Consider the following 24,301-nt stretch of genomic DNA (forward strand, 5'->3'; position numbering starts at 1 on the left):
AATTACTTCTGCTTCACGCCTTCGACGCTGATGTCCAGGTCCAGGGTCTGGGAAGTCGCGCCCGGGCCCTTGATGCCGAAGTCATTCAGGTTGAGGGTGGTGGTGGCGTTGAAGCCGGCACGCTCGCCGCCCCACGGGTCCTTGCCCTCACCGTTGAAGGTGGCCTTGAAGGTCACAGGCTTGGTCACGCCGTGCAGGGTCAGGTCGCCGGTCACGTCGGCGGTCTTTTCACCGGTGGACTTGACGCTGGTGGAGACGAACTTGGCTTCCGGGTATTTCTTCACATCCAGGAAGTCTTTGCTGGCGATGTGCTTGTCACGCTCGGCGTGGTTGGACCACAGGCTGGCGGTTTTCAGGTCGACGTTGATCTTGCTGGCCTCGGGCTTGGCGCTGTCCCAGGTGAAGTTGCCGTCGAAGTCCTTGAAGGTGCCGTGGATGAAGCTGTAGCCCAGGTGGCTGATCTTCCAGTCGACGAACGCGTGCTGGCCTTCCTTGTCGATCTTGTATTCGGCGGCCATGGCCTGGCCGGCGGTGAACAGAGCGGTACCGAGCGCCAGAGCGGCAAAAGTCTTTTTCAACATCCTTACTTCCTTCCTTTGCAATTGAGGTTGAGAGTCAAGCTTTGCGGCCCAGCATGCGGGTCAGGGTCGCGTCACGGTCGATGAAATGGTGCTTGAGTGCCGCCAGCGCGTGGAGCACGGCAAAGATCACCAGGCCCCAGGCCAGCCACAGATGGATGACCCCGGCAGTGTCGGCCTGGTCAGGCAGGTCGCTGATCAATGCCGGCACCTCGAACAGCTCGAATACCGGGATACCGACGCCGTCGGCGGTGGAGATCAGGTAACCGGCAATCATCACCGCGAACAGCCCCAGGTACAGCGCCAGATGCCCAAGCTTGGCGGCCAGGCGCGTCACCTTGCCATGGTTGGCCGGTGCCGGCGGCGGTGGGCTGACGAAACGCCAGAGCACCCGCAGCAGCATCACCCCCAGCAGCACCAGGCCAATGCTCTTGTGCAGGTCCGGCCCGGACTTGCGCCACGGGTCGTAGTAATCCAGACCGACCATCCACAGCCCCAGGCCGAACAACCCGAAGACCGCCAGCGCCACACCCCAGTGCAGGACGATGCTGACCAGGCCATAGCGAGAAGATGAGTTGCGCAGTTGCATGTTGGCGTATTTCCCCGTGAAAGCTGTGCACAAGACTAGCGGGTAACGTATCGAATAAAAGCGGAAAAAATTGCTTCGGATTATCGAGAAATCCGATAGCAATTTTGCAAGCTTGCCATTAAGGAAACGTTAACGATAGCCGTTCGGGGTGAGGATGCCAGGGCAGCGTTGCCTGAACCGCCGCCGTCGCTGGCAAGCCAGCTCCCACAGGGTTACCGCATAGTTTTGGCTAATGCGGTTGGGGTGGGAGCCGGCTTGCCGGCGATGAGGCCCGGGCAGATGACGCAGAGGGCTCAGTCAGCCTTGGCCTGGCTGTTCACCACCGCCTTCTTGGCAGGCTCGGTCTTGGCCGTGGCTTTCTTCACAGGAGCAGGCTTGGCAGCCGGTTTTTGCGCCTGCTTGGCTGCCGGCTTCTGCACAGCTGGCTTGACCGGCGCGGCCTTGGCAGGGGTGGCCTTGACCGGCTCTTCCTTGGCCACCACGGCAGGGGCTGCCGGAGCTGGAGCTGGGGCCGGAGCCGGTGCCACCGCTTCAACCTTGGCGACCGGCGCGGCCTTGACCTCAGGCTTGTCGCTACCCCCGAACAGACGCGAGAAGAACCCCGGTTTGTCCTGCTTGGCCTCTTCGACCTTCACCGGCTCCGGCTTGGCAGGCGCCTTCCCGGCCTTGTCCGACGAGCCGCCGAACAGGTTGGAGAAGAACCCGCCCTTGTCCTTGGCCGCCGCTGCCGCCACGGTACCCGCTGCTGCGGTGGCCGCGACTGCCTTGACCGGGTCGAACGACTTGCCCGCCGCCAGGTCCTGCACCTGGCCAGCAGCGCGCTGGCCACTGCGCAGGGCGCCTTCCAGGGTGCCCGGGTACAGCGCGTCGGTGTGTTCGCCGGCAAAGGTGATGCGTTGCACCGGGCGCTCCCACAGGCGCCAGTACTTGCTGATCTGGCCGGGGCCGAAGGCCAGGTAGGCGCCGCCCATGCCAGCGTCGGTGCTGTAGCGCCGCACTTCGTAACCGGTGAAGGCGCCACGGGCTTGCGGATAGAACGCATGCAGGCGAATCAGCACCTGATCGACCATCTGCTTGTCGCCGAACGCCTGCAGCAAGCGCGCGTTGTCGCCGGACAGGTTGATCACCACATTGGCGCCACCCTTGAGCGCTGGCTCGATCCACAGCATGCCCAGGCCGGTGTTGCTGAAGATTTCACCCGACATGCGCGCGCGGCTTTCCCAGACCGGGCTCTTGAACTTGAGCATCAGCTGGTCGCGCCAGCCGTAGTTGGTGCCCTTGAGCGCGGCCAGGTGCTGGTTGTCCAGGCCCGGGGTCATCTGGATCTTGGCCAGCGCACGCAGCGGCACGGCCATGACCAGGTAATCGGCCTGATAGCCGACAGCGCCGACCTTGACCGTCACACCGTCCTTGTCCTGAACGATCGCGGTGACCGGCGAGCTGGTCTTGATGGTCTTGAGCTGCTTGACGAAGGCCTGGGCCAGCACCGGGCTGCCACCGGGCAGGCGCGCGGCGCGCAGGTCACGGTCGCTGACATTGCGGTACACGCGGCTCTGCTGGGCGAAATACAGCAAGGACAGGCGCGACGGCTCGTCATAGCGCGTGCGGATCTGCTGGTTCACCAGCTGACGCGCGGTCGCCGGCAGCTGCAGCTTGTCCAGCCAAGTGGCGACGTTGATCTGGTCAAGGGCGAACAAGGTGCTGTTGGCCGCCGGGTTCAGCGGATCATCAATCGAGCGTGCCAGGTCATCCAGGGTCTTCTCATAGCGCTTGAGCGCCTCGGCCGTGGCCGGCTGCTTGGTGGCCAGGTCGGTGGCGCTGAAATACTCGCCGTCGATCAGGTAGCCGGGGGTACGGACGAACTCCGGCGCAGGCAAGGTGCCGACCTTGAAGTGATCCAGGTACTGATTGAGCACCGGCTGGGTCTTGTTGTTGCCGATCCACTCGCTGGTGGCCAGGCCCGAGCGCCCGCCCATGCCCGCCTTGGCCTCCAGCAGTGTGACCTGCCAGCCCTTGCTCTGCAGCTCGTAGGCGGCCGTCAGGCCCGCCAGGCCGCCACCGACGACGATCGCCGTCTTGTCCTTGGCCAACGCGCCAGCGCTGGACACACCAATCAATACCAACGCGCACAGGCGCACCCAAGCAGCAGCCATGTCGGCGAACTCCGGTTGAAAAATCACAATGGAAAAGGGGGAGGAAATCCCCAAGGAAAGTAGCGCTAAGAATACGTCAGGTCCGCACACCCTGCCAGTTGGTCACAGCAAGTGCTTTTAAAGGCTGAATTTTTTGTTTGCGGCCATCCTGTAGCGATGCATCCGGCGGTTGTCCCGCCTGCCCGCTTTGCTTAGGCTTACGCGGTCAAGCCACGCCGCCAAGCCAGGAGAAGTGCCCATGGGCCTCAACGATCAGTGGATGCAACGCGACCTCAAGGTCCTGTGGCACCCCTGCACCCAGATGAAAGACCACGAGCAGCTGCCGCTGATCCCGATCAAGCGCGGCGAGGGCGTGTGGCTCGAGGACTTCGAGGGCAAGCGCTACCTGGACGCGGTCAGCTCCTGGTGGGTCAACGTGTTCGGCCACGCCAACCCGCGCATCAACCAGCGCATCAAGGACCAGGTCGATCAGCTCGAACACGTGATCCTGGCGGGCTTCAGCCACCAGCCGGTGATCGAGCTGTCCGAGCGCCTGGTGGCCATGACCCCGGCCGGCCTGGACCGGGTGTTCTACGCCGACAACGGCTCGTCGTGCATCGAAGTGGCGCTGAAGATGAGCTTCCACTACTGGCAGAACACCGGCAAGCCTGCGAAAAAACGCTTCGTCACCCTGACCAACAGCTACCACGGCGAGACCATCGCCGCGATGTCGGTGGGTGACGTGCCACTGTTCACCGAGACCTACAAGGCCCTGCTGCTGGACACCATCAAGGTGCCCAGCCCGGACTGCTACCACCGCCCCGAAGGCATGGGCTGGGAGGAGCACTCCCGAAACATGTTCGCCGCCATGGAGCAAACCCTGGCCGAGCACCACGAAAGCATCGCCGCGGTCATCGTCGAGCCGCTGATCCAGGGCGCCGGCGGCATGCGCATGTACCACCCGGTCTACCTCAAGCTGCTGCGCGAGGCCTGCGACCGCTACGACGTTCACCTGATCCACGACGAAATCGCCGTGGGCTTCGGCCGCACCGGCACGATGTTCGCCTGCGAACAGGCCGGCATCCGCCCGGACTTCCTGTGCCTGTCCAAGGCCCTGACCGGCGGCTACCTGCCGCTGGCCGCCTGCCTGACCACCGACAAGGTGTACCAGGCCTTCTACGACGACTACCCGACCCTGCGCGCGTTCCTCCACTCGCACAGCTACACCGGTAACCCGCTGGCCTGCGCCGCTGCCCTGGCGACCCTGGACATCTTCGAGCAGGACAACGTGATCGAGGCCAACAAGGCCCTGTCGGCACGCATGGCCAGCGCCACCGCGCACCTGGCCGACCATGCCCACGTCGCCGAGATCCGCCAGACCGGCATGGCCCTGGCCATCGAGATGGTCCAGGACAAGGCCAGCAAGGCTGCCTACCCCTGGCAGGAGCGCCGCGGCCTGAAGGTGTTCGAGCACGCCCTGACCCGAGGCGCGCTGTTGCGCCCGCTGGGCAGCGTGGTGTATTTCCTGCCGCCTTACGTGATCACCCCGGAGCAGATCGACTTCCTTGCCGAAGTGGCCGGCGAAGGTATCGACATCGCCACCCGCGATCATGTCAGCGTGGCGGTACCGGCCAACTTCCACCCCGACTTCCGCGATCCGGGCTAACCTGCGGAGCAAAGAACATACCCCTGTAGGAGCGGCCTTGTGCCGCGAAAGGGCTGCGCAGCAGCCCCAGGATTTCAGCGGCAGCGCATCAATTGCTGGGGCCGCTGCGCGGCCCTTTCGCGGCACAAGGCCGCTCCTACAGGGGTCGAGTACACCCTTTCAATGAGCGCCCCATGAGACTCTCCCGCTTCTTCATCGACGCCCCCCTGGCCCTCGGCGAGCATGACCTGCCCGAAGCCCAGGCCCACTACATCGGCCGCGTGCTGCGCATGGCCGCCGGCGACGCCGTGCAGCTGTTCGACGGCAGCGGCCAGGAATACCTTGGCCAACTGCTCGAAGTCGGCAAGAAAAGCGTGCGCGTCAGCCTCGACCAGGCCCTCCCCGGCCAGGCCGAATCGCCACTGCACATCCACCTCGGCCAGGGCCTGTCCCGTGGCGAGCGCATGGACTGGGCGATCCAGAAAGCCACCGAGCTGGGTGCAAACGAAATCACCCCGATCGTCAGCGAACGCTGCGAAGTCCGCCTGAAGGACGAGCGCGCCGACAAGCGCCTGGCCCACTGGCGCCAGGTAGCCATCAGCGCCTGCGAGCAGTGCGGCCGCTCGACCCTGCCGGTCATCCACCCGCCACTCACCCTGGCCGAATGGCTCAAGGCCTGCGAGGCCGACCTCAAGCTGGTGCTGCACCCGGTGGCCGAGCCGTTGACCAGCCACGCCAAGCCCGCACGCCTGGCCTTCCTGATCGGCCCCGAAGGCGGCCTGAGCGACGCCGAGGTCGAACAGGCCAAGGCCGCCGGCTACCACGCCGCCCGCCTCGGCCCGCGGGTGCTGCGCACCGAGACCGCGCCGGTGGTGGCGCTGTCGGTGGCGCAACAGCTGTGGGGCGATTTCTAACTGACGTAGAAGAACACCGCGACGAAGTGCATCAGGCTGCCGACGATCACGAACAGGTGCCAGATGCCGTGGGCATGGCGCAGGCGGCTGTCGAGGGCGAAGAAAATGATGCCGACGGTGTAGAACACACCGCCGGCCGCCAGCCAGGTGAAGCCGGCGGTGCCCAGGCTGTACAGCAACGGCTTGACCGCCACCAGCACGATCCAGCCCATCACCGCGTAGATGACGATCGACAGGATTCGCGCCTCCGAGCGCGGCTTGATCTCCTGCAGCATGCCGATCAGCGCCAACCCCCAGACCACCCCGAACAGGCTCCAGCCCCAGGGCCCGCGCAGGCTGACCAGGCAGAACGGCGTGTAGCTGCCGGCGATCAGCAGGTAGATCGACAGATGGTCGAGCTTGCGCATGACCTGCTTCGCCCTGCCGCGGGTGCTGTGATAGAGGGTGGAGATGCTGTAGAGCAACAGCAGCGTGAAGCCGTAGATGGAGAAGCTGACGATCTTCCAGGGATCGCCCTGCAGGCCCGCGACGACGATCAGCCAGATCGCGCCGATGCAGGCCAGTACCGCGCCGACCAGATGGGTCCAGGCGTTGAAGCGTTCACCGTAGTACATGCAAACAAAGACCTCGTGAAGTGGCCTGGGTTCCTGTTTGGGCCTGTTACGGCCCCTTCGCGGGCAAGTCGCATCGGCGCACCGCCGCCCCCACAGGACCGCGCCATGCTCGAGGGCGGCGGTGTACCTGTGGGGGCGGCGGTGCGCCGATGCGACTTGCCCGCGAAGAGGCCATCAGCCCAATCATCCTACCCAAGGGCTGATTACAGTTGCGCGTCACGCACCATCCGCTCCAGCCCCGCCAGGTCCGGCACCCGCGCCACCTGCTCGCCCACCTGCACCGCCGCCAGTTCCAGCGCGGCCAGCGGCACATCCACGTAGTTGAGCTGGCTGTCGAGCTTGCACGAACGCGGAATCCCCTGCAGCAGCAGCGCCAGGTAACGCAGCCCGGTATCGCCCAGGGCGTTGAGCACGACGATCCGCGCCCGCTCACCACAGGGGGTGTGCCCACCGCAGGCGGCCTCGAAACCGACCAGTGGCAGCCGCTGCTGGCGCCAGTCGACCCAACCCAGGTGCCAACCGGGCTCCCCCGGTTCACAGGCGATGGCACGGTGGCCGATCAGTTCGGCCACCGCCACGTTCGGCAGCACCAGGGCACGGTCGCCCAGCGGCAACAACAACCCGGTCAGGCTGCTGCGCTGCCCGGCGATATGGTCAAGCATGGTGCTGGCTCCAGTGGGCGATGCTCTGCAACAGGACCGACTCCTGGTACGGCTTGCCAAGGTACTCGTTGACGCCGATGGCCATGGCCCGCTCACGGTGCTTCTGCCCGGTGCGCGAGGTGATCATGATGATCGGCAGCTGCTTGAGGCGCTCGTCACGGCGGATGCGCGTGGCCACCTCGAAGCCGTCCATGCGCGGCATCTCGATGTCCAGCAGCAGCACGTCCGGGCGGTGCTCTTCGAGCAGGGCCATGGCATCGACACCGTCCTTGGCGGTCAGCACGCTCATGCCATGGCGCTCCAGCAGGCGGCTGGTGACCTTGCGCACGGTCACCGAGTCATCCACCACCATCACCAGCAACGCCCGGCGTGGCGCAGGCCCGGTCAGCGCGCGCTGGCCGTCGTTGCCCCCCGGCAGGCGCGCCAGGCGCCGCTGCTGGCCACGCAACTGGCCGAGCAGGTCGAGAATCAGCACCACCCGGCCATCGCCCAGCAGCGTCGCACCCGACAGCCCCGGCACGGCCGCGAACTGCGGCCCGAGGCTCTTGACCACGATCTCGCGGCTGGGCGACAGGCTGTCGACCTGGATGGCGAACGACTGCTCCTGGGAATGGGTGAGCAGCACCGGCAGCGGCACGCTCTGGCCCAGCAGCCCGGGCTGACCGCCGCCCTGCACCAGCTCGCCGAGGTAGCGCAGGGCATAGTCGTGGCCGGCATAGGTGTAGCGCGGCGGGTCGAGGCGGTAGCAGGCCTCGAGCTCTGCGGCCGGCACCCGCACGATGCCTTCGATGGTGTTCAGCGGGATGGCGTACTGCTCGTCGCCCAGGTGCACCATCAGCGCCCGGTTCACCGACACGGTGAACGGCAGGCGGATGAGAAAACGCGCGCCCTTGCCCGGGCTGGACTCGATGCTCATCGAGCCGCCCAGCTGCTTGACCTCTTCATGGACCACGTCCATGCCCAGGCCGCGCCCGGAAATCTGGGTGATCTTTTCGGCGGTAGAGAACCCGGGACGCAAGATGAACTGCAGGATCTCGTGGTCGCTCAAGCGCGCCTGGGGGTCGAGCAGGCCGCGCTTGATCGCCTTTTTGCGCACCGCCTCCAGCGGCACCCCGGCGCCGTCATCGCTCATTTCGATGACGATATCGGCGCCTTCATGCAGCAGGTTGAGGTGGATGGTGCCCAGTTCCGGCTTGCCGGCAGCCAGGCGCGCCTCGCGGCCTTCCAGGCCATGGTCGACGGCGTTGCGCAGCATGTGCTCCAGCGGCGCCACCATGCGCTCCAGCACACTGCGGTCGAGCTCGCCCTCGGCGTTGCCGACCACCAGCTCGACTTGCTTGCCCAGCTCGCTGGCCACCTGCCGCACCACGCGCTGCAAGCGCGGCACCAGGCGTTCGAACGGCACCATCAGAGTCGCGGTCAGGCCTTCCTGCAACTGGCTGTTGACCCGCGCCTGCTGCTGCAAAAGGCTGTGGGTTTCCTGCGAGCGCTGCAGCAGGGTCTCTTTCAGGTCGAGCAGGTCCGACGCCGACTCGAACAAGGCTCGCGACAGCTGCTGCAGCTGCGAGTGGCGGTCCATCTCCAGCGGGTCGAAATCGTCGTAGGCGTCGCCCTCGAACTGCTGGCGGCTCAAGATCCGCCCCTGGGTTTCGATGTCCAGGCGCAGCAGCTGGTCGCGCATGCGCTCCAGCGTGGTCTCCATTTCGTTGAGGGCGAACTGCGCATCGTTGACCTGCTGCTCGATGCGCCCGCGGATCACCGTGTGCTCACCGGCCAGGTTGCCCAGGTCGTCGAGCAGCTCGGCATCGACCTTGATCATGTCGCCGGCCCGCTCCGGCGCAGCGGCCGGCAGCTCGACGGGCACGGCTTCGACCTGCGGCGCGGCGGCGGCGCTGTCGGTCAGCGCAGCACTGGAGAAATTGCGGATGTAGTCGATCAGTGCCGTGGCGGCATGCAGCGGCTGGCCCAGGCGCACGGCATCGAGCATGTGCGCCAGGCGGTCATGGCAGTTCTGCAGCAGGCTGAACAAGGCCGGCGTCGACGGCAGCCTGCCGGCGGCCAGCAACTCGTAGAGGAACTCCAGTTCGTGGGCCAGGTCGCCAATGGCGGCGATCTCGACCATTCGCGCGCCGCCCTTGAGGGTGTGCAGGTCACGCAGCAGGTTCTCCACCTCGACCGTGCTGCGCGGGTCGGCCTGCCAGCGGCCCAGGGCATCGGCGGCGCTCTCGACGATGTCGGAGCTCTCTTCGAGAAAGACTTCCAGCAGCTCCTTGTCGCCTGCAGCCTGGGCCTGCTCTTCGAGCGTGCCGGGCGCGTCGGCCTGGCTCGGCGGTGGCGCGCTCTGGCGAAACTCGCGCAGCTCGCCCAGCAATGGCACGGCCGAGGCCGGTACCTGGCCCTGGTGCAGGCTGTGCAGCATCTCGGCCAGTGCCACATGGCTGCGCTGCAGCAAGTCATACAGCGCCGGGCTGGCCCCCAGGCGACGGTCCACCAGCCCTTCGTAAAGCAGCGCCAGTTCCTCGGCGAGCACCTCCACCGCGCCAATCGCGGCCATCTGCGCCCCGCCCTTGAGGGTCAGCGCGTCATGCTGCAGCGAAGACAGGGTCGTGAGGTTGTTCGGGTCGTTTTGCCACTGATGCAGGGCCTGGTCGGCGCTGTCGAGGATATCCCCGGCTTCCTCCAGGAACAGCTCGACCAACGCCGGCGCAGGCAGCGGCGCCACCCCCTCTGCACCGACCACGCCCATCACGGCCGGGTCGAGCGCATCGTCGAGCAACCCGCGCAACGCCGCCAGGCACTCGGGGCGGGCGTTCAGGTCCTGGCCGGCGGCAATCTCATCGAGCATGTCGAGCAGCACTTCATGGGCCTGCCCGGCCACTTCGAAGAACCTCGGCGTGGCCGCCAGGCTGCCCTCCTCCACGGCGCCATACAGGTCGAGCAACCCTTCGCAGATTTCATCCACCTGCCACAACTCGGCCTGGTGGGCCGCGTGGCTGAGGCTGGTCATGGCATCCAGCAAGGGCTCCAGCCCGTGGCGCAGCGCGGGCTGTTGCTGCCAGTGCGCCAGTTGCGCCTCGGCGTCGAGCAGGGTGTCCATGCCCGTGGCCAGGAAACTGGCGATCAGTTGCGGATCACGGCGGCTGCGGCGCACCTGGTGGGGGTCGCTGTGCAGCTGCGCCAGGCGCGCATCGACAGTCTGCCCGACCTGTTCGATCAACCCGGCGGCACCGGGGATCGGCGCCAGCGGCGTGCTGGCCAGTTGCGCCAGCCCCAGGTGGAACAGGGCACGGGCCGCTTCCAGCAGTTCGATTTCCACCAGTAGCAGGGGCAGTTCGTGGCCCTTGTACTCACGCACCAGGCGATCGAGCGCGGTGGCGAGCTCGGCCACCGGCATCACCCCGGCCATGGCCGCACTGCCCTTGAGCGTGTGCAACGCGCGCTGCAGGCCGTCGCTGACCGGCGTGCCCTCGGCGCTGGCCTGGTGCAGGAAAGCATCGAGCCCGGCCAGATGGCCCTGGGCCTCGTTGCGGAAGATCTCCAGCAGCTGCGGGTCGAGCCCGTCGATGCTGGCGCCGGGCGCCGCATCGTTGAGCGCCAGCGCGTGCAGGTGGGCGGCCAGCTGCTCGATCTCGGCGCTGGCCGGCAATTGGCTGGCGGCGAAATCGGCCAGCAGGTCGGGCAGGCGCACGAACACCTGTTGCAGCGCCACCAACCCCTCGGCGCTGAGGGCGATGCGCCCTTCCAGCACCCGGTTGAGCAGGTGCTCGGCGCCCCATGCCAGCTCCGCCAGGGCCTCGGCATGGACCATGCGCCCACTGCCCTTGAGGGTATGCAAGGCACGCCGCACCTCGATCAACGGATCGCGCAGGCTGTTGTCGGCACGCCAGCGTAGCCAGTGGCGTTCGATTTCCGGCAGTAGCTCACCGGCTTCTTCGAGGAACACTTCACGCAGTTCGTCATCAATGCCGTCCACGGCCCGGCCAGTAGCGTTTGCGGCCTCCGGCTGCTGACACTGCACTCCCAGTGCCGCCAGGCTGGCACGGGCCATCTCGATGAAAGGTTGCGCATTGGCCAAGGGGTCGGCCACCCGCCACTGCAGGTACGCCTCGGCGGCGCACAGTGCCTCGGCCAGGTGCGTCAGCTCGTCGGGCAGCGGCTCGTCCTCCAGGTGCACCAGCCAGCCCTGCACGTAGCCGGCGGCACCTGCGAACAGCTCGGCGGCGGCCGGCAGCATCAGCATCGCCAGTGCGCCGCGCACCTGCTGCAGCAGCCCAGGCAGCGCCTGCAGGCGTTGGCGCGACCAGTCCGACTCGAGGCAGTCGCCAATCAGGTCCTTGGCCTGCTGCAAGACATTGAGCGATTCGTGGAGCACCAGCTGGCGGATCTCGGCCAGGTCCGAGCCGGGCAGGCTGCCGGGCTGGCTTTCTTCCAGCGGGCCGACCATGCCGTTGAGCGTCGCTTCCACATAGAGCAACGCCCCGGCCACATCCATCAGTACCGCTTCATTGACGCTGTCGTCCTGCTCCACCAAGGCCTGCAACGCCAGCACCTGGTCGATGATCACCCGCCGTGGCTGCTGGAAACCCAGCACCGCCAGGGTGTCGGCCACATGGCGCAACGGCGCCAGCAGGGCTTGCAGCGGCGCGCGCGGCGGCCGCTCGTCACTGACCAGTGGGTCGAGCTGGTCCTTGATGCGCATCAGGTCGTCGCACAGGGCCGACACCACCGAACGCAGGGCATCGCGCCCGGCGCCGGCCTGCATGTGCTCGCGCCAGTTGCCCAGCGACAGGTCGAGGTTGGCCAGGTCTTCGGCACCGGCCAGGCGCTGGCCGAGCTCACCCAGCAGGCTGCCCTGGGCCAGCGCTTCGGCGCCGCGGCAGGCGCGCAGCTGGTTGAGCAGCGGCATCACCACCAAGGGCAGGTCGTGGCGTGCCCCGCGCAGCCGGTCAAGGTACGGCGGCAGTTGCTCCAGGCCCCGGAACAGCGCGCCCAGGCATTCGCCGCGGGGGCTGACCTGGCCCTCCGCCATGGCCCGCCCGAGCAGCTCCAGCTCTTCGGCCAGGCGCGTGGCGCCGGGCAATTCGAGCATGCGCAGGCAGCCGTGCACCTGGTGCAGGTTGTCGACGAAGAAGGTCAGGTTGGACAGGTCGTCCGGCGCCCCGGTGAAATGCTCCAGGGCCTGGCGCGCCTGGCCCAGGCAGTCGAGGATGGGCGCCTTGGCCCAGGCCAGGGCGACCGTGTCGTGCCGTTCGCTGTGTACCGCCACCGAGGTCATGGGCGCCTCCATCACCGGCGCTCGGCCGCGGTCGGCAGGGTGAAGCCCGACACCGAGCGGCGCATTTCACTGGCCATGCGCGCCAGGTGGCGGATGCTGTCGGCGGTGGCGCCGGAACCGGCGGAGGTCTGCGCGGTGATCTGCTGGATCACCGCCATGGTGTGGGAGATCTGCCCGGCGGACGAGGTTTGCAACTGGGCAGCGTCGGAGATGCTGTGGATAAGTTCGGCCAGGGTCTGCGACACCCCCTCGATTTCGGCCAGCGCCACCCCGGCGTCCTGCGCCAGGCGCGCGCCGCGTACCACTTCGGCGGTGGTCTGCTCCATGGAGGTCACCGCCTCGTGGGTGTCGGCCTGGATGGTGCGCACCAGCGCCTCGATCTGCCGGGTGGCCGACGACGAACGTTCGGCCAGGCGTTGCACTTCGTCGGCGACCACGGCAAAGCCGCGCCCGGCCTCGCCGGCCAGCGAGGCCTGGATCGCCGCGTTGAGGGCGAGGATGTTGGTCTGATCGGCAATGTCGTCGATCAGGCTGACGATGTCGCCGATTTCCTGGGATGACTCACCCAGGCGCTTGATCCGCTTGGCGGTGTCCTGGATCTGCTCGCGGATGTTGTCCATGCCGTTGATGGTGTTGTGCACCACCTCGTTGCCCTTGTTGGCGATGGCCACCGAGCGCTCGGCCACCTTGGCCGACTCGTAGGCGTGGGCCGACACCCGGTCGATCGACTCGACCATGTCGCCCACCGCCTCCGAGGCCTCGCTGATCTGCGCGGCCTGGTGCTCGGAGGCCTTGGCCAGCTGGCGCGCGGTGTTCTGGGTATCCTGCACGGCGGCGGCGACCTGCTCGGCGCTGTGGTTGATGGTGGCGACCAGGTCGCGCAGCTGGTCGACCGAGTAGTTGATCGAGTCGGCGATGGCGCCGGTGAAGTCTTCGGTGACCGCCACGGTGACGGTGAGGTCGCCGTCGGCCAGCTCTTCGATTTCGTCGAGCAGGCGCATGATCGCCTGCTGGTTGCGTTCGTTCTTTTCGGCGGTTTCGCGCAGTTGGCGGTGGGTGGCACGCACCATCACCAGGCCGATGAGGATGATCGAGGCCAGCGCCAGCAGGCCCAGCACGTAGCCGCCGACGGTGTCGAGGGTGCGCCCGCTGGCCAGGTTTTCAAAACCGTTGGCCAGGTGCGAGGCCTCGTCGAGCAGGGTTTGCGAGAGGCTGAAGATGTTGCCGGCGGCTTCGCGCACCCGGAACAGTTCGGGCGAGGTTTCGAGGATTTCGTCCACCGAACCTGCAACGAACTGGAACAGCTCGGCAATTTCGGCCAGGCGCGCGCGGGCATCGGCGTCTTCGACCCGGGTCACCTGGATCGCCGGGTTACCGGCGAGCATGCCTTCGAGCACCTGGCCGAAGCGGCTGGCGTCGCGGCCGAAGGTGTCGGCGGCCTGCACCGAGCTGTCGTCGCCGGCCAGCACGGTGTTGACCGAACCGAGGATGCGCTCGGCCAGCAACAGCTGGCGCTGGGCCACTGCCACCTGGCTGGCCGGGGCGCCGCTTTGCAGCAGGATCTCCACCACCTTTTCATACTCGACCTGCAACTGCGGCACGGTCTCGGCCAGGGTGGCCGCCACCTGGTGCAGCGACAGTACGGTCTGTTCGCTGGCCAGGATGGTGTCGGTGTTCTTGCGCAGGTTTTCCCAGTCCTGGCGCACCGCGTCCATTTCGTCGCGCACGGTGGCCGGGGCGGCCGGCAGGCCGGTGGCCTTGTCGCCCTCGCGCAGGTAGCTCCAGCGCCGCTCGAAGTCGTTGCGGGCATCACTGAGCAGGCGGAAGGCCAAGGCCTTGCCGGCTGCCGCCTCGGTGGCGTTCTTGGCGATGCGTTGCGAGAGCACCCGCAGCTCGCCGGCGTGGCCGATGTACTGCTTGTCGTGGTTGGCCTGGGTGTTGAGGTAGGCGAAGTTGGCGAACAGCAGCACGATCGACAGGATCAGCACCACGAACAGCACGGTGATCTGCGCGCTGCTGCGCGGGCGTTGGGCCACGGCGGCGGGGGAAACGGAGGGGCCTGGCTTGTTCACGTCGAAAGTCCTCTACAACGCCACATCGAGAAAGCCCGGTGCCTGGGCCAGGGCGAACGGGCTGAAGATCGCCCAGTTGCGCTCACGGGGGAAATGCCCCTGCACGAAGGGTGCGGCGGCGCGGATCAACGGCTGCGGCGGCGACAGTTCGAGGCTGCTCAGGGCGAAGTGCTGCAGGCCCACCACTTCGTCCACCAGCAGCCCGGCGAACAGCTCTTCGTGGTCCAGCACCAGCACCCGCCGTTGCTTGCCCGCCGCCGCCGGGCCAAGGCCGAAGAACGCGCTCAGGTCCATCACCGGCAACAGCCGCCCGCGCAGGTTGGCCACCCCGCGCACCCAGGGCTGCACCCCCGGCACCCGGCTGCTGCGCGGTTCACGCAACACCTCGGCGACCTCACCCATGGGCGCGACGAACCATTGCCCGGCAATGCGAAAGCCGATGCCACTCCACTGCTGCAGGCGGGTGTCCTGGGGCGGCTGGTCGGCCACCAGCAGGCGGCAACGCCGGTCGATGTCCAGCAGCAGCTCGAAGGCGGTCAGCGCCGCGCCCTGAGGGCGAGTGGTCAAGCGCCGAGCACCTCGACCAGCTTGGCGATCAACGCGTCCTCTTCCACGGGCTTGGTCAGGAAGTCGCGGGCGCCCTGGCGCGTGGCCCAGATGCGGTCGGTTTCCTGGTCCTTGGTGGTGACCACGATCACCGGGATGGCGCTGGTCTCTGGGTCTTTGCTCAGCTGGCGGGTGGCCTGGAAGCCGTTCATGCCGGGCATGACGATGTCCATCAGCACCGCATCGGGCTTTTCCTGGCGGGCCAGGGCCACGCCGTCGGCGCCGTTGCTGGCCTTGAGCACCTGGTGGCCGTGTTTTTCCAGCCACTCGGTCAAGCGGTACATCTCGGTCGGCGAATCGTCGACAATCAGAACTCGGGCCATGCTGTTTCCCCATGAGGAACGTGAGACGCCGCCTTGTATGCCGGCGGCGTCAGGGTGCGTTTGGGTCCTGCGCGGCGAAACCGGGCACATGGGCGCGGATTGCATCGAGCAGTTCTTCCTTGTTGAACGGTTTGGTCAGGAACTGGTCGGAGCCCACCACCCGGCCGCGGGCCTTGTCGAACAGGCCGTCGCGGGAAGAGAGCAGGATGACCGGGGTGTCCTTGAATTCGCTGTTGTGCTTGATCACCGCGCAGGTCTGGTAGCCGTCCAGGCGCGGCATCAGCACGTCGACGAAAATGATGCGTGGCTTGTGGTCGATGATTTTCGCCAGGGCGTCGAAGCCATCGCTGGCGGTGATCACCTCGCAGCCCGCCTCGCCGAGCAACATCTGGGCAGTGCGGCGGATCGTGCGCGAATCGTCGATCACCATCACCTTCAGGGGTTGTTCCATAGTTGCGCTTCTGCCTGGTCGCGAATTCGCCGAAGGGCCGTGCAGGCCACGTGCCAGGCCTTTTTAGCACACTCCGCAGGGCCATTCCATCTGCCCGCCCCCTTGACCGGGCGCGCGCCCGGCGCCACCCTGAGCCACTTTTTCGTGCCATCGCGGCCACCCGCCGCCAAGAGGAATTACCCATGAGCGTTCGCCTCGGGATTGTCATGGACCCAATCGCGTCCATCTCCTATAAAAAGGACAGCTCGCTGGCCATGCTGCTGGCCGCCCAGGAGCGTGGCTGGAGCCTGTTCTACATGGAACAGCGCGACCTGTACCAGGGCGAAGGCAAGGCTCGCGCGCGGATGCGCCCACTGAAGGTGTTCGCCGACCCGGCGCGCTGGTTCGAGCTGGGCGACGAGCAGGACAGCCTGCTCAGCGAGCTGGACGTGATCCTGATGCGCAAGGACCCGCCCTTCGACATGGAGTTCGTCTACAGCACCTACCTGCTGGAGCAGGCCGAGGCCGACGGCGTGCTGGTGGTCAACCGCCCGCAGAGCCTGCGCGACTGCAACGAGAAACTGTTCGCCACGCTGTTCCCGCAGTGCACGCCGCCGACCCTGGTCAGCCGCCGCCCGGACATCATCCGTGAGTTCGCCGCCAAGCACGGCGACGTGATCCTCAAGCCGCTGGACGGCATGGGCGGCACCTCGATCTTCCGCCACCGGGTCGGCGACCCCAACCTGTCGGTGATCCTCGAGACCCTGACCGCCCTGGGCGCCCAGCAGATCATGGCCCAGGCCTACCTGCCGGCGATCAAGGACGGCGACAAGCGCATCCTGATGATCGACGGCGAGCCGGTGGACTACTGCCTGGCGCGCATCCCGGCCAGCGGCGAGACCCGCGGCAACCTGGCCGCCGGAGGCCGTGGCGAAGCCCGCCCGCTGAGCGACCGCGATCGCTGGATCGCCGCGCAGGTTGGCCCCACCCTGCGCGAGAAGGGCCTGCTGTTCGTCGGCCTGGACGTGATCGGCGAGCACCTCACCGAAATCAACGTGACCAGCCCGACCTGCATCCGCGAGATCGATGCCGCCTTCAATACCAACATCGGCGGCAAGCTGATGGATGCCATTGATCGCAAGCTGCAAGCGCGCTGACCGAGGACAGGTGGCAACACCGTACAGTGGGGTATGATGCCGGTCCTTTTTGACTGAGCTGCTGCCCCGCTTAAGGTTTGCCTAGCGGTTGCTGGATATCCGATGACGCTCCCCGCCGACATCCCTGCTGACCTGCTGCCACCCCGCGTTCGCCCGGTGGACCGGCTCGGCTTTACCCTGTTCCTGGCCGCGCTGGTGCACCTGGCGTTGATCCTGGGCGTTGGTTTCACGGTGATCAAACCCGCTGAAATCCGCCACACCATGGACATCACCCTGGCCACCTTCAAGAGCGAGAAGGCGCCCGAGAAGGCCGATTTCCAGGCCCAGGAAAACCAGCAGGGCAGCGGCACCCTGGACAAGAAAGCGGTACCCAAGACCACCGAGGTGGCGCCGTTCCAGGACAGCAAGATCAACAAGATCACCCCGCCGCCGGCCGCGAAAGTGGAGTCGCCACCCGCCCCGCAGAAGTCAGTGGTCGCCACCCAGGCGCCAAAGCAGCAGAAAGTCGAGCCCAAGCCGAAGGAAAGCAAGCCACAGCCCAAGGCTGAGGCCAAGGCGCCGGACTTCGACAGCTCGCAACTGTCCAGCCAGATCGCCAGCCTTGAGGCCGAGCTGTCCAACGAACAGCAGCTGTACGCCAAACGCCCGCGCATCCACCGCCTGAACGCGGCCTCGACCATGCGCGACAAGGGCGCCTGGTACAAGGAAGAGTGGCGCAAGAAGGTCGAGCGCATCGGCAACCTCAACTACCCAGACGAAGCACGGCGCCAGCAGCTGTACGGCAGCCTGCGGCTGATGGTGTCGATCAACCGCGATGGCTCGCTGTATGAAGTGCTGGTACTGGAATCGTCCGGCCAGCCGGTGCTGGACCAGGCGGCCCAGCGCATCGTGCGCCTGGCGGCGCCGTTCGCGCCGTTTACCGGGGACATGGCGGAGTTCGATCGGCTGGAGATCATCCGCACCTGGCGCTTTGCCCGTGGGGATCGACTTTCGAGCAACTGATTGGGGCCGCTTTGCGCCCCATCGCCGGCAAGCCGGCTCCCACAACGACCGCATAAACCCAAGCCATGCGCTATCCCTGTGGGAGCTGGCTTGCCAGCGATGGGCTGCAAAGCAGCCCCAGGCTGTCCTGCAGAGCACCTTGCCAGCCCCGCCACCTGGCGCCACACTAGCGCTCATGAAAACCTTCGCCCCCAGCTACCTCAAGCACCAGTTCCTGATCGCCATGCCGCACATGGCCGACCCGAACTTTGCCCACACCCTCACCTACATCGTCGAGCACAACGCCAACGGCGCCATGGGGTTGGTGGTCAACCGCCCGCAGGAGCTGAACCTGGGCGATATCCTCGAACAGTTGCGGCCCGACGAAACGCCCCCGGCCAGCACCCTGCAGGTGCCCATCTACCTGGGCGGCCCAGTGCAGACCGACCGCGGTTTCGTGCTGCACAGCGACGAGTGCAGCTTCCAGGCCACCGTGGCCCTGGAAGGCCTGTCGCTGACCACCTCCCAGGACGTGCTGCTGGCCATCGCCGCTGGCGTGGGCCCGAAAAAGAGCCTGATCACCCTCGGCTATGCGGGCTGGGAAGCCGGCCAGCTGGAAGCCGAACTGGCCGACAACGCCTGGCTCAACTGCCCGTTCGACCCCGCGATCCTCTTCGGCATGGACAGCGAGCAGCGCCTGGGCGCGGCCGCCGCCAGCCTCGGCATCAACCTGAGCCTGCTCACCAGCCAGGCGGGGCACGCCTGATGGCCGAGCTGCGCCTGCTGCTGGGCTTCGACTACGGCAGCAAACAGATCGGCGTGGCCGTCGGCCAGGTGATCACCGGCCAGGCCCGCGAGCTCTGCGTGCTCAAGGCACAGAACGGCGTGCCGGACTGGAACCAGGTCGAAAAGCTGATCAAGGAATGGAAACCCGACGCCATCGTCGTCGGCCTGCCGCTGAACATGGACGGCACGCCCAGCGAGATGAGCGAGCGCGCCGAAAAATTCGCCCGTCGCCTCAATGGCCGTTTCAACCTGCCGGTGCACACCCACGACGAACGCCTGACCACCTTTGAAGCCAAAGGCGAGCAAATGGCCCGTGGCGGCCGCCACGGCAGCTACCGCGACAACCCGGTCGACGCCATCGCCGCCGCCCTGCTGCTGCAAGGCTGGCTGGAGGCCAACACTTAATTCCGCTTTGCCGCCGGAGCTACCCGGCGCCCGCCTTCCGAGGAGCACGCAATGAGCCTACCCAATCCCGCCGACCTGATCCGGCAGATGGCCGTCGACCTTCGCGCCCACCTGGCCCGCCGCGCCATCGCCGAGCCACGCTTCATCGGCATTCGCACTGGAGGTGTTTGGGTGGCCGAGGCCCTGCAAACAGAAATGGGCGACAAGAGCCCACTGGGCACCCTGGACGTTTCCTTCTACCGCGACGACTTCAGCCAGAACGGCCTGCACCCGCAAGTGCGCCCCTCGGAGCTGCCGTTCGAGATCGAAGGCCAGCACCTGGTGCTGATCGACGACGTGCTGATGAGCGGCCGCACCATCCGCGCCGCCCTCAACGAACTGTTCGACTATGGCCGCCCGGCCAGCGTGACGCTGGTGTGCCTGCTGGACCTGGATGCCGGCGAACTGCCGATCCGCCCCAATGTGCTCGGTGCCACCCTGTCGCTGGCCGCCCATGAACGGGTAAAATTGACCGGACCCGCACCGCTCGCCCTCGAGCGCCAGGACCTCGCTTCCGCTTCCGCCCTTTAAGAGTCCCCCGCGATGACGCCATTCGACGCCAAGCGCCCGCTGCAGCTCAATGACCAGGGCCAGCTGCGCCACTTCCTCTCGCTCGACGGTTTGCCCCGCGAACTGCTCACCGAGATCCTCGACACCGCCGACTCGTTCCTCGAAGTCGGCGCCCGGGCCGTGAAGAAAGTCCCGTTGCTGCGCGGCAAGACCGTGTGCAACGTGTTCTTCGAGAACTCCACCCGTACCCGCACCACCTTCGAACTGGCCGCCCAGCGCCTGTCGGCCGACGTGATCAGCCTGAACGTGTCGACCTCCTCGACCAGCAAGGGCGAGACCCTGTTCGACACCCTGCGCAACCTCGAAGCCATGGCCGCCGACATGTTCGTCGTGCGCCACTCCGACTCGGGCGCCGCCCACTTCATCGCCGAGCATGTGTGCCCGGACGTGGCGGTGATCAACGGCGGTGACGGCCGCCACGCGCACCCCACCCAGGGCATGCTCGACATGCTGACCATCCGTCGGCACAAGGGCAGCTTCGAGAACCTGTCGGTGGCCATCGTCGGCGACATCCTGCACTCGCGCGTGGCCCGCTCGGACATGCTCGCGCTCAAGGCGCTGGGCTGCCCGGACATCCGCGTGATCGGCCCGAAAACCCTGATCCCGATCGGCATCGAGCAGTACGGGGTGAAGGTCTACACCGACATGGCCGAAGGCCTTAAAGACGTCGACGTGGTGATCATGCTGCGCCTGCAGCGTGAGCGCATGGCCGGCGGCCTGCTGCCCAGCGAGGGCGAGTTCTACCGCCTGTTCGGCCTGACCACCGCGCGCCTGGCCGGGGCCAAGCCCGATGCCATCGTCATGCACCCCGGCCCGATCAACCGGGGCGTGGAGATCGAGTCGGCGGTGGCCGACGGCAAGCACTCGGTGATCCTCAACCAGGTCACCTACGGCATCGCCGTGCGCATGGCCGTGCTGTCCATGGCCATGAGCGGGCAGAACGCGCAACGTCAAATCGAGCAGGAGAACGCCCAGTGACCCTCAGCATTATCGGCGCTCGGGTCATCGACCCCAACAGCGGCCTGGACAGCGTCACCGACCTGCACCTGGAGGGCGGTCGCATTGCCGCCATCGGCGCGGCCCCGGCCGGCTTCAGCGCCAGCCGCACGATCCAGGCCGATGGCCTGGTCGCAGCGCCTGGCCTGGTCGACCTCGGGGTCTCGCTGCGCGAGCCGGGCTACAGCCGCAAGGGCAGCATCGCCAGTGAAACCCGCGCGGCGGTCGCCGGCGGCGTCACCAGCCTGTGCTGCCCGCCGCAGACCAAGCCGGTGCTGGACACCTCGGCCGTGGCCGAACTGATCCTCGACCGCGCCCGCGAAGCGGCCAACAGCAAGGTATACCCGATCGGCGCCCTGACCAAAGGCCTGGAAGGCGAGCAACTGGCCGAGCTGGTGGCCCTGCGCGACACCGGTTGCGTGGCCTTCGGCAACGGCCTCAAAGAGATCCCCAACAACCGTACCCTGGCCCGCGCCCTGGAATACGCGGCGACCTTCGACCTGACCGTGGTGTTCCACTCCCAGGACCGCGACCTGTCCCAGGGCGGCCTGGCCCACGAAGGCCCGATGGCCAGCTTCCTCGGCCTGCCCGGCATCCCCGAGAGCGCCGAGACCGTGGCCCTGGCCCGCAACCTGCTGCTGGTCGAGCAGAGCGGCGTGCGCGCGCACTTCAGCCAGATCACCAGCGCCCGTGGCGCGCGGCTGATCGCCCAGGCCCAGCAACTGGGGCTGCCGGTCACCGCCGACGTGGCGCTGTACCAGCTGATCCTCACCGACGAAGCACTGCGCGATTTCTCCAGCCTGTACCACGTGCAGCCGCCGCTGCGCAGCGCCGCCGACCGTGACGGCCTGCGCGAGGCGGTGAAGTCGGGCGTGATCCAGGCGATCTCCAGCCACCACCAACCCCACGAGCGCGATGCCAAGCTGGCGCCATTCGGTGCCACCGAGCCGGGCATCAGCAGTGTCGAGTTGCTGCTGCCGCTGGCCATGACCCTGGTCGAGGACGGCCTGCTCGACCTGCCGACACTGCTGGCACGCCTGAGCAGCGGCCCGGCCGCGGCCATGCGCCTGCCGGCGGGTGAGCTGAAAGTGGGCGGCGCGGCGGACCTGGTGCTGTTCGATCCCAAGGCTTCGACCGTGGCGGGCGAGCAATGGCTGTCGCGTGGCGAAAACTGCCCGTTCATCGGCCACTGCCTGCCGGGCGCGGTGCGTTATACCTTTGTCGATGGGCACATCTGCCACGAGGCCTGAGTAAACGCCCGCCTCGCTCCTGTAGGAGCGGCCTTGTGTCGCGAAAGGGCCGCAAAGCGGCCCCAGATTTTTGCATTACGTTTAATTCCTGGGGCTGCTGCGCAGCCCTTTCGCGGCACAAGGCCGCTCCTGCAACGATTGCGCCCGCCCCTTGCCATTCATCCGCTGTGGTTGAAATCCTTCCCCCCACCCCCATATGAGTCTGCATCAGGCATTTTCGCCCCGCTGCGTGGAGACTCTCCCTTGACTACCATCGTTTCTGTCCGCCGTAACGGCAAAGTCGTCATGGGCGGCGACGGCCAGGTTTCCCTCGGCAACACCGTGATGAAAGGCAACGCCAAGAAAGTCCGTCGCCTGTACAACGGCCAGGTCATCGCCGGCTTCGCCGGTGCCACCGCCGACGCCTTCACCCTGTTCGAGCGCTTCGAAGCCCAGCTGCAGAAACACTCCGGCCACCTGGTGCGCGCCGCCGTCGAGCTGGCCAAGGAATGGCGTACCGACCGCTCCCTGAGCCGGCTGGAAGCGATGCTGGCGGTAGCCAACAAGGACGCCTCCCTGATCATCACCGGCAACGGCGACGTGGTCGAACCCGAAGACGGCCTGATCGCCATGGGTTCCGGTGGTGGCTACGCCCAGGCCGCGGCCCGCGCGCTGCTGAACAAGACCGACCTGTCGGCCCGGGAAATCACCGAGGCCGCCCTGAACATCGCCGGCGATATCTGCGTGTTCACCAACCACAACCTGACCATCGAGGAGCAGGACCTGGCCGAGTAATCAGTTGTTTTGGCGTCCCGCCCAGCGCGGGACTTTTCCACACTGATGACTGCGCCTTAGGACCCTATTGATCATGTCCATGACCCCCCGCGAAATCGTTCACGAACTGAACCGCCACATCATCGGCCAGGACGACGCCAAGCGCGCCGTCGCCATTGCCCTGCGCAACCGCTGGCGGCGCATGCAGCTGCCGGCCGAGCTGCGTGCCGAGGTCACCCCGAAGAACATCCTGATGATCGGCCCCACCGGCGTGGGCAAGACCGAAATCGCCCGCCGCCTGGCCAAGCTGGCCAACGCGCCGTTCATCAAGGTCGAAGCGACCAAGTTCACCGAAGTCGGCTACGTCGGCCGTGACGTCGAGTCGATCATCCGCGACCTGGCCGATGCCGCACTGAAGATGCTCCGCGAGCAAGAGATCGTGCGCGTGCGCCACCGCGCCGAAGACGCTGCCGAAGACCGTATCCTCGACGCCCTGCTGCCACAGGCGCGCACCAGCAGCTTCGCCGAAGAGGCCGCACCGTCGAGCAGCGATTCCAACACCCGTCAGCTGTTCCGCAAGCGCCTGCGTGAAGGCCAGCTGGACGACAAGGAAATCGAGATCGAAGTGGCCGACGCGGTCGGTGTCGAAATCGCCGCGCCGCCCGGCATGGAAGAGATGACCAACCAGCTGCAGAGCCTGTTCGCCAACATGGGCAAGGGCAAGCGCAAGGCGCGCAAGCTCAAGGTCAAGGACGCGCTGAAGATGGTCCGCGACGAAGAGGCCGGCCGCCTGGTCAATGACGAAGAGCTCAAGGCCAAGGCCCTGGAAGCGGTCGAGCAGCACGGCATCGTGTTCATCGACGAAATCGACAAGGTGGCCAAGCGCGGCAACGTCGGCGGCGCCGATGTGTCCCGTGAAGGCGTGCAGCGCGACCTGCTGCCGCTGATCGAAGGCTGCACCGTCAACACCAAGCTGGGCATGGTCAAGACCGACCACATCCTGTTCATCGCCTCCGGTGCGTTCCACCTGAGCAAGCCGAGCGACCTGGTGCCCGAGCTGCAGGGTCGCCTGCCGATCCGCGTCGAGCTCAAGGCCCTGACCCCGGAAGACTTCGAGCGCATCCTCAAAGAGCCGCACGCCTCGCTGACCGAGCAATACCGCGAGCTGCTCAAGACCGAAGGCCTGAACATCGAGTTCGCCGACGAGGGCCTCAAGCGCCTGGCCGAGATCGCCTTCCAGGTCAACGAGAAGACCGAGAACATCGGTGCCCGCCGCCTGCACACCCTGCTCGAGCGCCTGCTCGAAGAGGTGTCGTTCAGTGCCGGTGACCTGGCCAGTGCCCACGACGAGACGCCGATCCACATCGACGCCGCGTATGTGAACAGCCACCTGGGCGAGCTGGCGCAGAACGAAGACCTGTCGCGCTACATCCTGTAAGACAGCGTCGCCATCTTCGCGGGCAAGCCCGCTCCCACAGGGACTGCACGATCCCTGTGGGAGCGGGCTTGCCCGCGAAAGGGCCC

The 24,301-nt window shown here is 66.8% G+C and carries 21 protein-coding genes; 11 read left to right on the forward strand and 10 right to left on the reverse strand.

The features are described 5' to 3' along the window. Positions 1 to 2 precede the first annotated feature (2 nt). From L6D77_RS07495 to L6D77_RS07505, 3 genes are all read right to left on the reverse strand, one after another. Entirely contained in the window at positions 3 to 581 is a 579-nt protein-coding gene (locus L6D77_RS07495) for a YceI family protein (protein ID WP_232882588.1), read from the reverse strand. Positions 582 to 615: 34 nt separating this feature from the next. Further along, positions 616 to 1,167, reverse strand: coding sequence for a cytochrome b (locus L6D77_RS07500; protein ID WP_232882589.1), 552 nt, complete (start codon positions 1,165 to 1,167; stop codon positions 616 to 618). A 293-nt stretch (positions 1,168 to 1,460) separates the two neighbouring features. Beyond that, positions 1,461 to 3,320, reverse strand: a complete 1,860-nt coding sequence (locus L6D77_RS07505) for a flavin monoamine oxidase family protein (protein ID WP_232882590.1) — start codon at positions 3,318 to 3,320, stop codon at positions 1,461 to 1,463. Between the two features lie 238 nt (positions 3,321 to 3,558). Between L6D77_RS07505 and L6D77_RS07510 the strand changes: the two genes are divergently transcribed. Together L6D77_RS07510 and L6D77_RS07515 are read left to right on the forward strand one after the other, a co-directional pair. After that, on the forward strand, positions 3,559 to 4,965 hold the full coding sequence (locus L6D77_RS07510) for an adenosylmethionine--8-amino-7-oxononanoate transaminase (protein WP_232882591.1): 1,407 nt from the start codon (positions 3,559 to 3,561) through the stop codon (positions 4,963 to 4,965). A gap of 173 nt (positions 4,966 to 5,138) precedes the next feature. Further along, a complete protein-coding gene (locus tag L6D77_RS07515) occupies positions 5,139 to 5,858 on the forward strand; it encodes a 16S rRNA (uracil(1498)-N(3))-methyltransferase (protein WP_232882592.1) in 720 nt (239 codons plus the stop codon). On the opposite strand, the gene trhA is transcribed toward L6D77_RS07515, so the two are convergent. The 7 genes from trhA to pilG all read right to left on the reverse strand — a co-directional run bounded on the left by trhA (position 5,855) and on the right by pilG (position 15,861). Then, entirely contained in the window at positions 5,855 to 6,472 is a 618-nt protein-coding gene (gene trhA / locus L6D77_RS07520) for a PAQR family membrane homeostasis protein TrhA (protein WP_232882593.1), read from the reverse strand. The two genes, L6D77_RS07515 and trhA, sit on opposite strands and share 4 nt — an antisense overlap. 203 nt (positions 6,473 to 6,675) lie before the next feature. Then, positions 6,676 to 7,134, reverse strand: coding sequence for a chemotaxis protein CheW (locus L6D77_RS07525; RefSeq protein ID WP_232882594.1), 459 nt, complete (start codon positions 7,132 to 7,134; stop codon positions 6,676 to 6,678). Further along, on the reverse strand, positions 7,127 to 12,409 hold the full coding sequence (locus L6D77_RS07530; RefSeq protein ID WP_232882595.1) for a hybrid sensor histidine kinase/response regulator: 5,283 nt from the start codon (positions 12,407 to 12,409) through the stop codon (positions 7,127 to 7,129). Before L6D77_RS07530 ends, L6D77_RS07525 begins: the two co-directional genes overlap by 8 nt. Before the next feature lie 11 nt (positions 12,410 to 12,420). Beyond that, positions 12,421 to 14,445: a methyl-accepting chemotaxis protein gene (locus tag L6D77_RS07535; RefSeq protein ID WP_373870578.1), complete on the reverse strand. Its 2,025-nt coding sequence runs from the start codon at positions 14,443 to 14,445 to the stop codon at positions 12,421 to 12,423. Positions 14,446 to 14,493: 48 nt separating this feature from the next. Then, a complete protein-coding gene (locus L6D77_RS07540; RefSeq protein ID WP_232882597.1) occupies positions 14,494 to 15,048 on the reverse strand; it encodes a chemotaxis protein CheW in 555 nt (184 codons plus the stop codon). Then, positions 15,045 to 15,410, reverse strand: coding sequence for a twitching motility response regulator PilH (gene pilH, locus L6D77_RS07545; RefSeq protein WP_110994150.1), 366 nt, complete (start codon positions 15,408 to 15,410; stop codon positions 15,045 to 15,047). The genes L6D77_RS07540 and pilH overlap by 4 nt, the downstream gene beginning before the upstream one ends. A 49-nt stretch (positions 15,411 to 15,459) precedes the next feature. Next, positions 15,460 to 15,861, reverse strand: coding sequence for a twitching motility response regulator PilG (gene pilG / locus L6D77_RS07550; RefSeq protein WP_232882598.1), 402 nt, complete (start codon positions 15,859 to 15,861; stop codon positions 15,460 to 15,462). 182 nt (positions 15,862 to 16,043) lie between these two features. Between pilG and gshB the strand changes: the two genes are divergently transcribed. From gshB to hslU, 9 genes are all read left to right on the forward strand, one after another. After that, positions 16,044 to 16,997, forward strand: a complete 954-nt coding sequence (gene gshB / locus L6D77_RS07555) for a glutathione synthase (protein ID WP_125465835.1) — start codon at positions 16,044 to 16,046, stop codon at positions 16,995 to 16,997. 102 nt (positions 16,998 to 17,099) lie between these two features. Beyond that, on the forward strand, positions 17,100 to 17,999 hold the full coding sequence (locus L6D77_RS07560; RefSeq protein ID WP_232882599.1) for an energy transducer TonB: 900 nt from the start codon (positions 17,100 to 17,102) through the stop codon (positions 17,997 to 17,999). A gap of 175 nt (positions 18,000 to 18,174) precedes the next feature. Beyond that, the gene (locus L6D77_RS07565; RefSeq protein ID WP_110994145.1) at positions 18,175 to 18,744 is read left to right on the forward strand and encodes a YqgE/AlgH family protein; all 570 of its coding nucleotides are present in this window, start codon (positions 18,175 to 18,177) and stop codon (positions 18,742 to 18,744) included. Beyond that, positions 18,744 to 19,169: a Holliday junction resolvase RuvX gene (ruvX, locus tag L6D77_RS07570; protein WP_232882600.1), complete on the forward strand. Its 426-nt coding sequence runs from the start codon at positions 18,744 to 18,746 to the stop codon at positions 19,167 to 19,169. The genes L6D77_RS07565 and ruvX overlap by 1 nt, the downstream gene beginning before the upstream one ends. 51 nt (positions 19,170 to 19,220) lie before the next feature. Further along, positions 19,221 to 19,739: a bifunctional pyr operon transcriptional regulator/uracil phosphoribosyltransferase PyrR gene (gene pyrR, locus L6D77_RS07575; protein ID WP_232882601.1), complete on the forward strand. Its 519-nt coding sequence runs from the start codon at positions 19,221 to 19,223 to the stop codon at positions 19,737 to 19,739. A 12-nt stretch (positions 19,740 to 19,751) separates the two neighbouring features. Further along, positions 19,752 to 20,756, forward strand: coding sequence for an aspartate carbamoyltransferase catalytic subunit (locus tag L6D77_RS07580; protein ID WP_153788390.1), 1,005 nt, complete (start codon positions 19,752 to 19,754; stop codon positions 20,754 to 20,756). Continuing rightward, entirely contained in the window at positions 20,753 to 22,024 is a 1,272-nt protein-coding gene (locus L6D77_RS07585) for a dihydroorotase (RefSeq protein WP_232882602.1), read from the forward strand. Before L6D77_RS07580 ends, L6D77_RS07585 begins: the two co-directional genes overlap by 4 nt. A gap of 243 nt (positions 22,025 to 22,267) precedes the next feature. Next, positions 22,268 to 22,798 (forward strand): ATP-dependent protease subunit HslV, encoded by a 531-nt coding sequence (gene hslV / locus L6D77_RS07590; RefSeq protein ID WP_011536056.1) that lies wholly within the window; start codon positions 22,268 to 22,270, stop codon positions 22,796 to 22,798. Positions 22,799 to 22,871: 73 nt separating this feature from the next. Continuing rightward, a complete protein-coding gene (gene hslU, locus L6D77_RS07595) occupies positions 22,872 to 24,215 on the forward strand; it encodes an ATP-dependent protease ATPase subunit HslU (RefSeq protein ID WP_232882603.1) in 1,344 nt (447 codons plus the stop codon). Positions 24,216 to 24,301 lie beyond the last annotated feature (86 nt).

Source organism: Pseudomonas parasichuanensis (assembly GCF_021601385.1).
Classification (GTDB): Bacteria; Pseudomonadota; Gammaproteobacteria; order Pseudomonadales; family Pseudomonadaceae; genus Aquipseudomonas; species Aquipseudomonas parasichuanensis.

Coding starts and splice junctions, on each gene's coding strand:
- L6D77_RS07495 (WP_232882588.1), bottom strand. CDS start 581: ATGTTGAAAAAGACTTTTGCCGCTCTGGCGCTCGGTACCGCTCTGTTC.
- L6D77_RS07500 (WP_232882589.1), bottom strand. CDS start 1,167: ATGCAACTGCGCAACTCATCTTCTCGCTATGGCCTGGTCAGCATCGTC.
- L6D77_RS07505 (WP_232882590.1), bottom strand. CDS start 3,320: ATGGCTGCTGCTTGGGTGCGCCTGTGCGCGTTGGTATTGATTGGTGTG.
- L6D77_RS07510 (WP_232882591.1), top strand. CDS start 3,559: ATGGGCCTCAACGATCAGTGGATGCAACGCGACCTCAAGGTCCTGTGG.
- L6D77_RS07515 (WP_232882592.1), top strand. CDS start 5,139: ATGAGACTCTCCCGCTTCTTCATCGACGCCCCCCTGGCCCTCGGCGAG.
- trhA (WP_232882593.1), bottom strand. CDS start 6,472: ATGTACTACGGTGAACGCTTCAACGCCTGGACCCATCTGGTCGGCGCG.
- L6D77_RS07525 (WP_232882594.1), bottom strand. CDS start 7,134: ATGCTTGACCATATCGCCGGGCAGCGCAGCAGCCTGACCGGGTTGTTG.
- L6D77_RS07530 (WP_232882595.1), bottom strand. CDS start 12,409: ATGACCTCGGTGGCGGTACACAGCGAACGGCACGACACGGTCGCCCTG.
- pilH (WP_110994150.1), bottom strand. CDS start 15,410: ATGGCCCGAGTTCTGATTGTCGACGATTCGCCGACCGAGATGTACCGC.
- pilG (WP_232882598.1), bottom strand. CDS start 15,861: ATGGAACAACCCCTGAAGGTGATGGTGATCGACGATTCGCGCACGATC.
- gshB (WP_125465835.1), top strand. CDS start 16,044: ATGAGCGTTCGCCTCGGGATTGTCATGGACCCAATCGCGTCCATCTCC.
- L6D77_RS07560 (WP_232882599.1), top strand. CDS start 17,100: ATGACGCTCCCCGCCGACATCCCTGCTGACCTGCTGCCACCCCGCGTT.
- L6D77_RS07565 (WP_110994145.1), top strand. CDS start 18,175: ATGAAAACCTTCGCCCCCAGCTACCTCAAGCACCAGTTCCTGATCGCC.
- ruvX (WP_232882600.1), top strand. CDS start 18,744: ATGGCCGAGCTGCGCCTGCTGCTGGGCTTCGACTACGGCAGCAAACAG.
- pyrR (WP_232882601.1), top strand. CDS start 19,221: ATGAGCCTACCCAATCCCGCCGACCTGATCCGGCAGATGGCCGTCGAC.
- L6D77_RS07580 (WP_153788390.1), top strand. CDS start 19,752: ATGACGCCATTCGACGCCAAGCGCCCGCTGCAGCTCAATGACCAGGGC.
- hslU (WP_232882603.1), top strand. CDS start 22,872: ATGTCCATGACCCCCCGCGAAATCGTTCACGAACTGAACCGCCACATC.